The organism is Clavibacter rahimiani (genome assembly GCF_052654495.1).
Window position 1 is genome coordinate 534,991 of record NZ_CP199790.1, and the last position, 13,289, is coordinate 548,279.

14 protein-coding genes are annotated in these 13,289 nt (G+C 74.9%); 8 read left to right on the forward strand and 6 right to left on the reverse strand.

Annotated features, from left to right (window positions below):
• Positions 1-31 precede the first annotated feature (31 nt).
• The 6 genes from hemQ (at position 32) to hemL (ending at position 6,292) form a co-directional block, all read left to right on the forward strand.
• Positions 32-802, forward strand: coding sequence for a hydrogen peroxide-dependent heme synthase (gene hemQ / locus ACT7CP_RS02710; RefSeq protein ID WP_413962349.1), 771 nt, complete (start codon positions 32-34; stop codon positions 800-802).
• Positions 802-2,052, forward strand: a complete 1,251-nt coding sequence (locus ACT7CP_RS02715) for a ferrochelatase (protein WP_413962350.1) — start codon at positions 802-804, stop codon at positions 2,050-2,052. The genes hemQ and ACT7CP_RS02715 overlap by 1 nt, the downstream gene beginning before the upstream one ends.
• The gene (gene hemC / locus ACT7CP_RS02720) at positions 2,049-3,035 is read left to right on the forward strand and encodes a hydroxymethylbilane synthase (RefSeq protein ID WP_445443274.1); all 987 of its coding nucleotides are present in this window, start codon (positions 2,049-2,051) and stop codon (positions 3,033-3,035) included. Before ACT7CP_RS02715 ends, hemC begins: the two co-directional genes overlap by 4 nt.
• Positions 3,032-3,871 (forward strand): uroporphyrinogen-III synthase, encoded by an 840-nt coding sequence (locus ACT7CP_RS02725; RefSeq protein WP_413962352.1) that lies wholly within the window; start codon positions 3,032-3,034, stop codon positions 3,869-3,871. Before hemC ends, ACT7CP_RS02725 begins: the two co-directional genes overlap by 4 nt.
• Positions 3,868-4,848, forward strand: coding sequence for a porphobilinogen synthase (hemB, locus tag ACT7CP_RS02730; protein WP_445443275.1), 981 nt, complete (start codon positions 3,868-3,870; stop codon positions 4,846-4,848). The genes ACT7CP_RS02725 and hemB overlap by 4 nt, the downstream gene beginning before the upstream one ends.
• Positions 4,849-4,924: 76 nt before the next feature.
• Positions 4,925-6,292: a glutamate-1-semialdehyde 2,1-aminomutase gene (gene hemL / locus ACT7CP_RS02735; protein WP_445443276.1), complete on the forward strand. Its 1,368-nt coding sequence runs from the start codon at positions 4,925-4,927 to the stop codon at positions 6,290-6,292.
• 81 nt (positions 6,293-6,373) lie between these two features.
• Here hemL and ACT7CP_RS02740 read toward each other — a convergent pair whose 3' ends face one another.
• The 5 genes from ACT7CP_RS02740 to ACT7CP_RS02760 all read right to left on the reverse strand — a co-directional run bounded on the left by ACT7CP_RS02740 (position 6,374) and on the right by ACT7CP_RS02760 (position 10,638).
• Entirely contained in the window at positions 6,374-7,195 is an 822-nt protein-coding gene (locus tag ACT7CP_RS02740; protein WP_445443277.1) for a DNA/RNA non-specific endonuclease, read from the reverse strand.
• Between the two features lie 89 nt (positions 7,196-7,284).
• Positions 7,285-7,944 carry a biliverdin-producing heme oxygenase gene (locus ACT7CP_RS02745; RefSeq protein ID WP_445443278.1) on the reverse strand — a complete coding sequence of 220 codons (660 nt, stop codon included), beginning with the start codon at positions 7,942-7,944 and terminating at the stop codon, positions 7,285-7,287.
• A 79-nt stretch (positions 7,945-8,023) separates the two neighbouring features.
• Positions 8,024-8,416 carry a DUF1304 domain-containing protein gene (locus ACT7CP_RS02750; protein WP_413962357.1) on the reverse strand — a complete coding sequence of 131 codons (393 nt, stop codon included), beginning with the start codon at positions 8,414-8,416 and terminating at the stop codon, positions 8,024-8,026.
• Between the two features lie 100 nt (positions 8,417-8,516).
• Positions 8,517-9,542: an acrylyl-CoA reductase family protein gene (locus ACT7CP_RS02755; RefSeq protein ID WP_445443279.1), complete on the reverse strand. Its 1,026-nt coding sequence runs from the start codon at positions 9,540-9,542 to the stop codon at positions 8,517-8,519.
• A 70-nt stretch (positions 9,543-9,612) separates the two neighbouring features.
• Positions 9,613-10,638: a 6-phosphofructokinase gene (locus ACT7CP_RS02760; protein ID WP_413962359.1), complete on the reverse strand. Its 1,026-nt coding sequence runs from the start codon at positions 10,636-10,638 to the stop codon at positions 9,613-9,615.
• A gap of 38 nt (positions 10,639-10,676) precedes the next feature.
• Between ACT7CP_RS02760 and ACT7CP_RS02765 the strand changes: the two genes are divergently transcribed.
• Positions 10,677-11,420: a nucleoside/nucleotide kinase family protein gene (locus ACT7CP_RS02765; RefSeq protein WP_445443280.1), complete on the forward strand. Its 744-nt coding sequence runs from the start codon at positions 10,677-10,679 to the stop codon at positions 11,418-11,420.
• Between the two features lie 4 nt (positions 11,421-11,424).
• Positions 11,425-12,390: a DNA-3-methyladenine glycosylase family protein gene (locus tag ACT7CP_RS02770; protein WP_445443281.1), complete on the forward strand. Its 966-nt coding sequence runs from the start codon at positions 11,425-11,427 to the stop codon at positions 12,388-12,390.
• 48 nt (positions 12,391-12,438) lie between these two features.
• Here ACT7CP_RS02770 and ACT7CP_RS02775 read toward each other — a convergent pair whose 3' ends face one another.
• Positions 12,439-13,239, reverse strand: coding sequence for a DsbA family protein (locus ACT7CP_RS02775; protein WP_413962362.1), 801 nt, complete (start codon positions 13,237-13,239; stop codon positions 12,439-12,441).
• Between the last annotated feature and the right edge of the window lie 50 nt (positions 13,240-13,289).

The window sequence follows — 13,289 nt, forward strand, 5'->3', positions numbered from 1 at the left end:
CCGGGTGTCCGCGCGACGTACCATGGAGATCATGAGCATCCCGGCTGCCGAGTCGGCGGCATCTCAGGTCCCCCCGATCGACCCCTCCGGAGAGGCGCGTCCCGGTGACGCGACGACCCCCGAGGCCGGCCCCAGCGGCTACGCCCTCTGGGCCGTCCTCCGCCGCGACCCGCAGCGCCCTGACGACCTCGACGGTCGCGAGGTGCCCGGCGCGGTCGACGAGCTCGACGGCATCGTCTCCATCGTCGAGGCGGAGGGCGTCACCGTCCGCGGCTTCTACGACGTCTCCGGCATGCGCGCCGATGCCGACCTCATGGTCTGGATCCACGGCCCCCAGATGGAGACCCTGCAGTGGGCCTTCCGCGAGATCCGCCGCGCGCGCCTCATCCGCGCGCTCATCCCCTCGTGGAGCGCCGCGGGCGTGCACCGCGACGCCGAGTTCAACCGTGCGCACGTGCCCGGCTTCCTCCGCAACGAGGAGCCGCGCGACTGGCTCTGCGTCTACCCCTTCGTCCGCTCCTACGAGTGGTACCTGCTGCCGCCCGAGGAGCGCGGGCGCATGCTCGCCCAGCACGGCCGCCAGGGCGCGGCCTTCCGGAGCGTCATCGCCAACACGGTCTCGTCGTTCGGCCTCGGCGACTACGAGTGGATCCTGCCGCTCGAGTCGAACGAGCTCGTCGACCTGGTCGACATGATGCGCGACCTGCGCAACACCGACGCGCGCCGTCACGTGCGCGAGGAGGTCCCGTTCTACACGGGCCGCCGCATCACCACCGCCGAGCTCGTGGAGGTCCTCCAGTAATGGCCGCAGTGAACCTGGGTCGCAAGCCCGCCCCCGCCACCGACGCCCCGCGCGCCCCCGGCGCCCTCGTCTCCGCCGCGAGCGAGGCCGCCAAGATGGGCCCCGCGCACGTCGAGGAGCCCGTCGCCTACGACGCGATCCTGCTGGCCTCCTTCGGCGGCCCCGAGGGCCAGGACGACGTCATCCCGTTCCTCCGCAACGTCACGCAGGGCCGCGGCATCCCCGAGGAGCGCCTCGAGGAGGTCGCCCACCACTACCGCGCGTTCGGCGGCATCAGCCCCATCAACGAGCAGAACCGCGAGCTGAAGGCCGCCCTCGAGGCGCGCCTGGCCGAGCGCGGCATCGACCTGCCCGTGCTCTGGGGCAACCGCAACTGGGGCCCGTACCTCAACGACGCGCTCCGCGAGGCCGAGGAGAAGGGCTACCGCCAGCTCATCGCCGTCGCCACGAGCGCGTACAGCTCGTACTCCTCCTGCCGCCAGTACCGCGAGGACTTCGCGGACGCGCTCGAGGACACGAGCCTGCAGGGCGTCATCCGCATCGACAAGGTGCGCCAGTTCTTCGACCACCCGGGCTTCGTCACGCCGTTCATCGAGGGCACGCGCGACGGGATCCGCGACGTCGTCGCCCACTTCGAGGCCGAGGGCGCGCCCGTCGACCTCGCGACCGACGTCGAGATCCTCTTCTCCACGCACTCGATCCCCTCCTCGGACGCGGCCAAGTCCGGCCCCGCCGAGCGCGGCTTCGACGAGGACGGCGCCTACGCGGCGCAGCACCTCGCCGTCGCCGAGGTCGTCATGCACGAGGTCCGCAAGGAGCTCGGCATCGAGCAGGACGTGCCGTGGCAGCTCGTCTACCAGTCGCGCTCCGGCCCGCCCTCCATGCCGTGGCTCGAGCCCGACGTGAACGACGCCATCGGCGAGCTGCCCGCCCAGGGCCGCCGCGCCGTCGTGATCGTGCCGCTCGGCTTCGTGAGCGACCACATGGAGGTCAAGTGGGACCTCGACAACGAGGCCACCGAGTCCGCCGCCGAGAACGGCCTGTACTCGGTGCGCGTCCCCACGCCGGGCGTGCACGCCGCGTACGTCGACGGCCTCATCGACCTCGTGCTGGAGCGCCGCGACGGCATGAAGGCCGCCGACCGCCCCCACGTCACCGACCTCGGGCCCTGGTACGACGTCTGCCGTCCCGGCTGCTGCGAGAACGTGCGGCTCGGCTTCAAGCCCGCCGTCTCCGGGCTGGCACCGTGACGGACGGTCCCACGACGCCGGCTCCGACGACCACGCTCCGCATCGGGACCCGGGGGAGCGCGCTCGCCCTGGCCCAGACGCGCGCGATCGCCGAGGAGATCACCGGCGCGTCGGGACTCGAGGTCGAGCTCGTGCCCGTGACCACGCACGGCGACACGTCGCGCGAGTCCCTGGCGACCCTCGGCGGCACCGGCGTGTTCGCGAGCGCGCTGCGCGAGGCGCTCCTGCGCGGCGAGTGCGACCTCGTGGTCCACTCGCTCAAGGACCTGCCGACGACGCCCTACGCCGGCCTCACGGTCGCGTCCGTGCCCACGCGCGAGGATCCCCGCGACGTGCTGTGCGCGCGCGACGGACTCACGCTGGCGACCCTGCCGCGCGGCGCCCGCGTCGGCACCGGATCCCCGCGCCGGCGCGCGCAGATCCTCGCCGAGCGGCCCGACCTCGACGTGGTCGACATCCGCGGCAACATCGACACCCGGCTCTCGCGCGTGACCGCGGGCGACCTCGACGCCGTCGTCCTCGCGGCCGCCGGCCTCGAGCGCATCGGCCGCATCGACGCCGCGACCGAGCACCTCGAGCTCGACCGCTGGCCCACGGCCCCCGGCCAGGGCGCGCTCGCGCTCGAGATCCGCACCGAGGACGCCGAGACGCACTCGGTGGTCGGCCGCGCGGTCGAGGCCGTCGACGACCCGTTCACGCACGCGGCCGTCCTCGCCGAGCGCGGCGTGCTCGCCGCCCTCGAGGCCGGCTGCGCCGCGCCCATCGGCGCGTGGGCCACCGTCACCAGCGCGCGCCTCGCCCTCACCGCCGTGGTCTACCGGCCCGACGGATCCCAGCGCATGGCGGCGAGCCACGAGCTCGACACCTCGGGGCTCGACCTCGACCAGCTGGGCGCACGTGCCTCCACGCTCTCGGGACCGGTGTCCCGCGAGCTCCTCGACGCCGGAGCGGCCGACCTCGCGCCGCTGGGAGGGACCCGATGACCTCGACAGACCTGAAGCCCCTGAAGGGCTGGCGCGTCCTCGTGCCCCGCGGCGGCCCCTGGGGCGACGGCGTCGCCTACGACCTCCGCGCGCAGGGCGCCACGCCCGTCGTCGCGCCCATGATCAACTTCGCCGCCACGCAGGACGCGCAGGCGCTCGAGTCGGCCCTCGCCGACCTCGCCGCCGGGACCTTCGACTGGCTCACCGTCACGAGCGCCACCACGGTCGACGTGCTGTCCTCGCACCGCGCCGTCGTGCCCGAGGGCACGCGCATCGCGGCGGTCGGCGAGACCACGGCCGCGGCGCTCGTCGCCGCGGGCTACACGGTCGACTTCGTGCCCTCCATCGACTCCTCCGCCACCGCGCTCCTCGAGGAGTGGACGGAGATGGCCGCCGGATCCCCGCGCCGCCGCGTGCTCACGCTCCGGTCGGAGATCGCGAAGCCCACGCTCACCGACGGGCTCATCGCGCGCGGCCACGACGTCCGCTCGGTCGTCGCCTACCGCACGGTCGGCGTGCCCGTCAGCGACCGGATCCGCGAGGACGTCGCCTCGGGCCGCGTCCGCGCCATCCTCGTCACGTCCGGCAGCGTCGCGGAGCAGGTGCACGAGCAGCTCGGCGACGTGCCCGACGGCGTGCTCATCGCGTGCATCGGCCCGCGCACCGCGAAGGACGCGCGCCGCTCCGGCGTCCGCGTCGACGTGGTCGCGTCGGAGCGCTCGGCCGCGTCCCTCATCCAGTCCCTCGTCGACATCGCCCGCCGCGAGGAGCCGCGCGTCGACACCGCGAGCCTCCCGGGCCTCGCCGACCTCCTCGATCGGAACATGACGGAATGACCGCCCCCTACTACCGCCCCCGCCGCCTCCGCACCTCGCCGGCCATGCGCCGGCTCACCGCCGAGACGCGCCTGCACGCGGCCGACCTCGTCCTGCCGATGTTCGTGCGCGAGGGCCTCGCGGAGGCCTCGCCCATCACGTCGATGCCGGGCGTCGCGCAGCACTCCCTCGACAGCCTCCGCCGCGCGCTCGTCGAGGCGGCCGAGTCGGGCATCGGCGGCGTCATGCTGTTCGGGGTGCCCTCCGTGCGCGACGCCGAGGGCTCCGGCGCGAGCGACCCCGACGGCATCCTCAACGTCGCCACGCGCGTCGCGATCGAGGAGGTCGGCGACGCGCTCGTCGTGCAGACCGACCTCTGCCTCGACGAGTTCACCGACCACGGCCACTGCGGCGTGCTCGACGCCGACGGCGTGGTCGACAACGACCGCACGCTCGACCGCTATCGCGCCATGGGCCTCGCCCAGGCGGAGGCGGGATCCCACCTGCTCGGCCTCAGCGGCATGATGGACGGCCAGGTCGCCGCCGTGCGCGAGGCCCTCGACGACGCCGGGCACCACGACGTCGCGCTCCTCGCCTACGCGGCCAAGTACGCGAGCGCCTTCTACGGCCCCTTCCGCGAGGCCGTCGACTCGCAGCTCGTGGGCGACCGCCGCACGTACCAGATGGACAACGGCAACCGCCGCGAGGCGATGCGCGAGGTGGAGCTCGACATCGAGGAGGGCGCCGACGTCGTCATGGTGAAGCCCGCCATGAGCTACCTCGACATCCTCGCCGACGTCGCCGCGACCAGCAGCGTGCCCGTCTGGGCGTACCAGATCTCCGGCGAGTACGCGATGATCGAGGCCGCCGCGCAGAACGGCTGGATCGACCGCGAGCGCGCCATCGAGGAGAGCGTCCTCGGCATCAAGCGGGCCGGCGCCGACGCGATCCTCACCTACTGGGCCGTCGAGCTGGCCGAGCGCCTCGCCCGCCGCTGACCCTCCCCGTCCCCGCCGGACCCCGTCCGGCCCGCAGCACCCGAGCGCATCGGCGCCCGGCACCGAAGGACTCACCGTGACCCACTCCCAGGACCTCTTCGACCGCGCACGCGACGTCATCCCCGGCGGCGTGAACTCGCCCGTCCGGGCGTTCGGCTCCGTCGGCGGCACGCCCCGCATGATGGTGCGGGCCGCCGGCCCCTACGTGACCGACGCGGACGGCGTCGAGTACGTCGACCTCGTCAACTCGTGGGGTCCCGCGATCCTCGGCCACGCCCGCCCCGAGGTCGTGCGGGCCGTGCAGGACGCCGCCGCCCTGGGCCTCGGCTTCGGCGCGACCACCCCCGCGGAGACGGAGCTCGCCGAGCTCGTCACCGAGCGCGTGCGCGTCGCGGGCGTCGACGGATCCCCGGACCGCCGCCCCGTCGAGAAGCTCCGCCTCGTCTCCACCGGCACCGAGGCCACCATGACGGCGATCCGCCTCGCCCGCGGGTTCACGAGCCGCGACCTCCTCGTGAAGTTCGCCGGTCACTACCACGGCCACTCGGACAGCCTCCTCGCCGAGGCCGGCTCCGGCGTCGCGACGCTCGCGCTGCCGGGCTCCGCGGGCATCCCCGAGGCCATCGCCGCGCAGACGATCGTGGTGCCCTACAACGACCTCGACGCCGTGCGCGCCGTGTTCGCCGAGCACGGCCCGCGCATCGCCGCCGTGATCACCGAGGCCGCCGCCGCCAACATGGGCGTGGTGCCGCCGCTGCCCGGCTTCACGGCCGAGCTCGCGCGCATCGCCCACGACGACGGATCCCTGCTCATCTCCGACGAGGTGCTCACGGGCTTCCGCGTGCACCCGGCCGGCTACTGGGGCCTCGACAACGCCGGCCTCGCCGCCGACCACCCCGACGCCTGGACGCCCGACCTCGTCACCTACGGCAAGGTCATCGGCGGCGGCCTCCCCGTCGCCGCGCTCGGCGGCCGGGCCGACGTGATGGACCACCTCGCGCCCCTCGGCCCCGTCTACCAGGCGGGCACGCTCTCCGGGAACCCGGTCGCCGTCGCCGCGGGCCTCACCACGCTCCGCCTCGCCGACGCCGACGTGTACCGCGCGCTCGACATCGCCGCCGACATCCTCATCTACGCCGTGGAGCTCGCCTTCGACCGCGCGGGCCTCGCCTACTCGGTCCAGCGCGCCGGCAGCCTCTTCAGCTTCACCTTCGGCACGCCGCCCGAGCGCGGCATCGTCGACTACGCGACCGTGCAGGCGCAGGAGACCTGGCGCTACCCGGCCTTCTTCCACGCGATGCTCGATGCGGGCGTCAGCCTGCCGCCGTCGGTGTTCGAGGCGTGGTTCGTCTCGGCCGCGATGGACGAGGCGTCGCTCGAGCGCGTGATCCGCGCCCTCCCCGCCGCCGCCCGCGCGGCCGCCGCGGCGACCCCGCCCGCGTAGCGCCGGACGCGCACGACGACGGGCCCGGCCGCTCGGCCGGGCCCGTCGTCGTCCCGGAGGCGGGCTGGGTGCGCCCGCGGCTCAGAGCGTGATCGCCGCGAACCGCTCCAGCTCGACCCAGCCGTCGCGGCCGTCGGCGGGCGTGCCGGGACGCGCGGTCGCGGGCACGCCGAGCCGGTCGGCCGCCGCGAGCTGCGTGACGTCGAAGCCCGTGAGCGCGCCGATCTCCGCCACGGCCACCTGGAACGTGCGGAACGGCCCGAGCTCCGGCGCCTCCGCCGTCGCGGGCTTCCGGTCGAGGTCGCCGAGCTCCGGCGCCTGGTCGAGCAGGTAGGCCGTGGCCGCCAGCCCGTCGCCCGACGCCCAGGCCGCGATCTTCCAGAACATCAGCGGGATCCGAACCCCGCGGTACACGGGATCGTCGGCCGAGAAGACGGGCCCGGTGAACACGGTCATCCGCCGGTCGCCGAGGTCGGCGTTCCCCAGCACGTAGTCCTCGAGGCCGAGCCACAGCTCCTTGGACTGGTTGAAGTCCGCCGCCTGCGGGGCCGCGTTCGTGTACGCGAAGGTGTCGGCGCTCGCCCGGGCGGCCTCCGCGATCTCGCCCCACACCGGGTCCCGCCGCCGCACGAGGTGCCCGCGGTCGATGTCGTTGCGCGCGTACAGCTCGGGGCCGCACTGCTGGTCCGCCGGGAGGCGCGGATCCAGGTGCCAGTCGTCGGAGCGCTCCACGTCGACGAGGCGCCCGCCGTCGATGTTCACGGCCGTGAGCGCGGCGAGGCGCCGGTCGGTGTCCATGAGCACCGTGAAGTGCAGGTAGTCGAGCCGCACGGGCTGCGCGTCGGCCGGGGCCTCGGGCAGCGGGAGCGGGATGGGCAGGAAGTCGAGGTCGTAGCCGTCCATGTCCGGAGCCTATGCCCGACCCCGGACGCCGGATCCGCCCGACGGGTGGACGCGCGGGGGACGGCGGGAAGCCGGCGGGGGAGGGCGGATCAGGCCCGGCGGAGCGGCGCGGTCGCGCGCCCGCGGGCGAGCTCGGCGAAGACGTCGGTGGTGAGGCGGTACGCGTGCTCGACCTCGGCGACGACGCGGGCGCGCTCGTCGTCGTCCCACGGCACCTGGTCGAGCGCCTCGCGGTACGTGCTGCAGAAGCGGCGCGGCTCGGCGATCTCCGCGAAGAGGTAGATGCCCACGCCGTTCGTGTCGAAGCCGAACTGGCGCTGGAGGAGCGTGCGGAGGAGGCGTCCGCCGGACAGGTCGCCGAGGTAGCGCGTGTAGTGGTGCGCGACGAAGCCGCCGACCCAGACGGACGCGACCCGCTCGATCCGCTCGACGTACGCGGCCGTGCTCGCGAGCGGACGGACGACCTCCCGCCAGTCCGGCCCGACCAGGAACTCGAGGTCGGCCTCGATGGCCGGGAGGCGCGTGAGGTGCGGGTCGATGAAGCGCGCGGCGACGGGATCCGACGCCATGCGCTGCGTGGCCGCCTCGATGGCGCGGTAGATGAAGTAGTGCTGGGCGACGAGGGCGACGTAGTCGTCGCGGCAGCCGCGGCCCGTCACGAGCGCGGTCATGAACTCGTCCGCGTCCTGCGCCTCGGCGCGCGGCCGTGCTCGGTGGCGGAGGGCCTCGGTGAGGGGGACGACGGTCATGATGTAGGTGAGCCTAACCTCATCACCCCGCGTCGCGGAAGGGCGCGACGGTGCGCGCGGATCGACCCTCGGCGGGGTCTCAGGAGGCGGCGGCGAAGAACACGAGGCCGAGCAGCGGCGGCACGCCCTGGATCAGCGCGGGCAGCAGGTACTTCTTGCCCGTGCTGGCGATGATGATCGACGCGAGCACCATGCAGGCGGTCGTGAACAGCACGAGGGTGAGGCCGGCGGGGACGTTGCCGACGAAGTAGAGGATCAGGCCGAGGCCCGCGCCGAGCGCGAGGAACAGGTTGTAGAAGCCCTGGTTGTAGGCCCACGGCTTGATGATGAGCGCCTTCTCCTGGTCGGCGACGCCGAAGCGCTTCCAGGCGAACGGCCGGTCGAACCACACGCTCTCGAGCAGGAAGAAGAACACGTGCAGCAGGGCCGCGAGCGTGACGAAGATGGTTCCGGTGGCGGCGACCGCGGTCATGTTCCCTCACTCCGGCGGCCGGGTGCCGCGTCGCGCCCAGGGTAGCGCGGACCGGAGGTCGGACCCGGCCGCATGCCGGCGGACGCCGAGGGCGGGCGGGTCAGGCGCGGACGTCGACCACGACGCGCCCGCTCGAGGCGCCCGCGAGGATCCGCTCGCCCGCCGCGATGGCCCCGTCCAGGGGCACGGTGCTCGTGATGGAGTCGAGGAGCGCGAGGTCGAGGTCGGAGGCGAGTCGCGTCCAGGCCTCGCGGCGGAGGGCGGCCGGCGCCTCGACCGAGTTGATGCCCGCGAGCGTCACGGCGCGGAGGATGAAGGGCAGCACGGTGCCCGGCAGGTCGGGGCCCTGCGCGAGGCCCGCCGCCGTGACGACGCCGCCCCACCGGGTCTGTGCGAGGACGTTGACGAGGGTCGCGCTGCCCACACTGTCGACCGCGCCCGCCCAGCGTGCGCCCTGCAGCGGCCGGCCGGGCTCGCCGAGCTCCGAGCGGTCGATCACCTCCGCGGCGCCGAGCGCGCGCAGCCGGTCGCCGAGCTCCGCGACGCGGCCCGTGCTCGCGACCACGCGGTGGCCGAGGCGCGCGAGGAGCGCGACCGCCACGGATCCGACCCCGCCTCCCGCGCCCGTGACGAGCACGTCGCCGGACCCGGGCGCGACGCCGCCGCGCTCGAGCGCCAGAACCGAGAGCATCGCCGTGAACCCGGCGGTGCCGATGGCGGCGGCGCGCGCCGCGGAGATCCCGTCGGGGACGCGCACGAGCGCCGCGGCGGGCACGCGCACGCGCTCGGCGAGCCCGCCGTCGCGGCTCTCGCCGAGGCCGGCGCCGTTGAGGACGACCAGGTCGCCGGGGGAGAAGGCCGGGGATCCGCCCGCCGCGACCGTGCCGACGGCGTCGATGCCGGCGACGAGCGGGCTGGTCCGGGCGATCCCGGGACGGCCGCCGAGCAGCATGCCGTCCTTGTAGTTGACGCTCGAGAAGAGGACGTCGAGCACGACCTCGCCGTCGCCCGGGCCGTCCGCGCCGCCCGTCGCCTGCGCGTCGGGGAGGTCGCGCAGCGCCACCTCGATGCCCTGGGTGCCGTCGTCGGCGACGGTCTGCTCGGCCACGAGCGCGCGGTACGTCATGCCGTCACGCTACGCCCGGGCCGTCGCGCGGCGCGAGCGGGAGCGCGAGCGGCCAGGCGGTCGACCGGGATCAGCCGAAGAGGATCGCGGCCTCGTCGTAGCGGTGCTGCGGCACGGTCTTGAGGCGGCCGAGCGCCTCCTCGAAGCCCACGTGGACGATGTCGGTGCCGCGGAGCGCGACCATGCGGCCCCAGTGGCCGTCGCGCACGCTGTCGACCGCGGCGAGGCCGAGGCGGGTCGCGAGCACGCGGTCGTACGACGACGGGGTGCCGCCGCGCTGGATGTGGCCGAGGGTCGTGGCGCGGGTCTCGATGCCCGTGCGCTCCTCGATGATCGGCGCGAGCTGCTCGCCGATGCCGCCGAGGCGCGGACGCCCGAACGCGTCGAGGCCGCGCTCGCCGTGCGCGTCGGACGCGTGCTCGGGCACGAAGCCCTCCGCGACGACGACGAGCGGCGCGCGCCCGCGGTCGTAGGCCGCGCGGACCCAGCCGATGATCTGGTCCATCGACGTCTTCTGCTCCGGGATGAGGATCGCGTGCGCGCCCGCGGCCATGCCGGAGTGCAGCGCGATCCAGCCGACGTGGCGGCCCATCACCTCGGCCACCATGCAGCGGCTGTGCGAGTCGCCCGTGGTGCGGAGGCGGTCCATGGCGTCGGTCGCGATCTGCACCGCGGTGTCGAAGCCGAACGTGTAGTCGGTGGCGTCGAGGTCGTTGTCGACCGTCTTGGGGACGCCGACGATCTTGAGGCCGGCGTCGGTGAGGCGCTTGGCGGCCGCGAGGGTGCCCTCGCCGCCGATGGCGAGGATCGCGTCGATGCCGAGGCGGTCGAGGTTCTCCTGGATCCGCTCCACGCCGCCGTCGCCCTCGAACGGGTTCGTGCGGCTGGTGCCGAGGATCGTGCCGCCCTGCTTGCCGATGCCCTGGATGTCGCGGCGCGCGAGCGGCATGACGTCGCCGTCGACGACGCCCCGCCAGCCGTCGCGGAAGCCCACGAACTCCTGCTTGTGGATGGTCGTTCCCTTGAGCACCGCCCCGCGGATGACCGCGTTGAGTCCGGGGCAGTCTCCGCCTGAGGTGAGGATTCCGATGCGCACAGGACCATCATGGGGCACGGCCCCGCGAGACTGGTCGGATGGAGACCAGCCCGGACCCTCGACCGCCCGCCGGATCCGCCCCGCACGGCGACCTCGACGCCCTCGCCCGCCGCGCCCTCGGCCTGGCCCGCGACGGCCGCCGCGCCGTGCTCGCCATCGCGGGCAGCCCGGGCGCCGGGAAGACGACGCTCGCGCGGGCGCTCGTGGCGCGCGTCGACCTGATCGCCGGGTCGGGCACCGCGGCCTACGTGCCGATGGACGGCTTCCACCTCGCCAACGCCACCCTCGACCGGCTCGGCCGCCACGACCGCAAGGGCGCCATCGACACGTTCGACGGCTGGGGCGTGCTCGCCCTGGTGCGGCGGATCCGCGCGGAGACCGACCACGTCGTCTACGCGCCGTCCTTCGACCGCGCCGTGGACGAGGGCGTCACGGGCGCGCTCGCCGTGGAGCCGTCCGCGCGGCTCGTCGTCGTGGAGGGCAACTACCTGCTGGTGGAGGAGGAGCCGTGGGGGCTCGTCGCGGCCGAGGTCGACGAGTCGTGGTTCTGCGCGACGCCCGCGGAGGAGCGGTTCTCCCGGCTCGTCGACCGGCACACGGCGGGCGGGCGGGCGCCCAGCGCGGCGGAGGCCTGGGCCCGCGAGGTCGACGGCGCGAACGCGGTGCTCATCGAGGGCACGCGCGGCCGGGCCGACCTCGTGGTGGACGGGACCGCCGCCGCCGCGGGCCCGGCGGCGAGCGCCGGCCGTAGCCGGGACGGTCGGCGGCCGTGCGTACCCTGAGGGGATGGAGCAGGGCGCGACGGAGGGGACGGCGCCCGACGCGCGCACCGCGTACCTGCCCGACCGCGAGGTCGACCTCCGGCTCGTCCTCCGTCCCCTGTTCCGCGGCGTCGTCGATCCCACCTGCCGCTGGGATCCGGCCCCGCCCGGCGCCCGCCGCGTCGGCGTGTGGCGCACGGCCCGCACGCCGCTCGGCCCGGCGTCGCTGCGCCTCGACCCGCGGCCCGACGGCGGCGTCGACGCGCGCGCCTGGGGCCCGGGCGCCGAGTGGGCGATCGCGGGCGTGCCGGAGCTCCTCGGCGAGGGCGACGACTGGTCCGACCTCGACGTCTCCGCGCATCCGCTCCTCCGGGACGCCCGCCGCCGCCTGCCCGCGCTCCGGCTCATGCGCACCAACCACGTCTTCGAGGCGATGGCGTCCGCGGTGCTCGAGCAGAAGGTCACGGGGCTCGAGGCCCGGCGGGCGTGGCGGCAGCTGATCCTCGCGCACGGCGAGCCCGCCCCCGGCCCCGTGCCCGCCGGCATGCGCGTCCTGCCCGCGCCCGAGCGGTGGCGCCTCATCCCGTCGTGGGAGTGGCACCGCGCGGGCGTCGACCCGAAGCGCTCGCGCACCCTCATCGCCGTCGCGACCTCCGCGGCGGGGCTCGAGCGCACGCTCGCGCTCGGCCGGGGGAGCGAGGAGATCACGCGGCGGCTCCGCTCGATCCCCGGCGTCGGCATCTGGACGGCGGCGGAGACCACGCAGCGCGCGCACGGCGACCCCGACTCCGTGAGCGTCGGCGACTTCCACGTGCACGACACCGTGGGATGGGCGCTCGCCGGCCACGCGGTCGACGACGACGGCATGCTCGAGCTGCTGGAGCCGTGGCGCGGCCACCGTCAGCGGGTGATGCGCCTCATCGAGGCGAGCGGCTTCCGGAAGCCCCGGTTCGGCCCGCGCATGACCGTGCAGGACCATCGCGGGCACTGACCGCGCGGACCCGACGGGAGCGGACGCGCCGCCGGGAGGGGATCCGGGTCAGCTGTCGGCGGCGATGCCCGCGGGCAGCTGCGCGCCGGCGGCCGTGAGGGCGTCCACGAGCTCCTGGCCCGCGGTCGTCGGGATGATGTCGCCCTGGATCCGGAGCGTCGGGGTGCCCGTGACGCCCGCCGCGCTGGCATCGGACGTGTTGTTCGTGATCCACGAGGAGAACCGGCCCTCCGCCACGCACGTGCGCGCGGCGTCCGAGGAGACGCCCTCGGTCGTGAGCCAGGTGACGAAGTCGGCGTGGGTCCACGAGTCGGTGATGGTGGAGTGGTTGTCGAAGAGGGCGGAGTGCACGGCCGGCCACTTGTCCGGCTCCTCGGCGAGGACGCACGCGGCGGCGCTGCCCGCGACCTGCCCGTACTTCGTGACGATCTGGATGGGGTGGTACACGATGCGCACCTGGCCGGTGGCGGCGATCCGGTCGAGCATCGGCCCGGTCTCGGCCTCGTACTGCGCGCAGTGGGGGCACGAGTAGTCCTCGAAGACGTCGAGCGTGACGGGGGCGTCGGCCGCGCCGACGCTCACGCCCGTGGGCTCGGACGCGACGCGCACCGGGTCGCCGGTGGACAGCGGCGCGGTCGCGTCGGCGACGGGGCCCGCCGCGCTCGCGGCCTGCGACTGGCCGAGGAGGTAGACGCCGCCGGCGATCGCCGCGATGACGACGACGAGGCCGCCCGCGACGGAGAACTGGGCGATGAGGCGGCGGCGCTTGCGGCGCCGGTCGTCGAGGGCCCTCTCGATGCGTGCCTTCTCGCGGATCGCGCGTACCTTCTCGTTCTCATGCCGGGCCATGCGCACGATCCTAGGGAGCGACCCGCCCGCGCCCCTGGGAGGCGCCACAG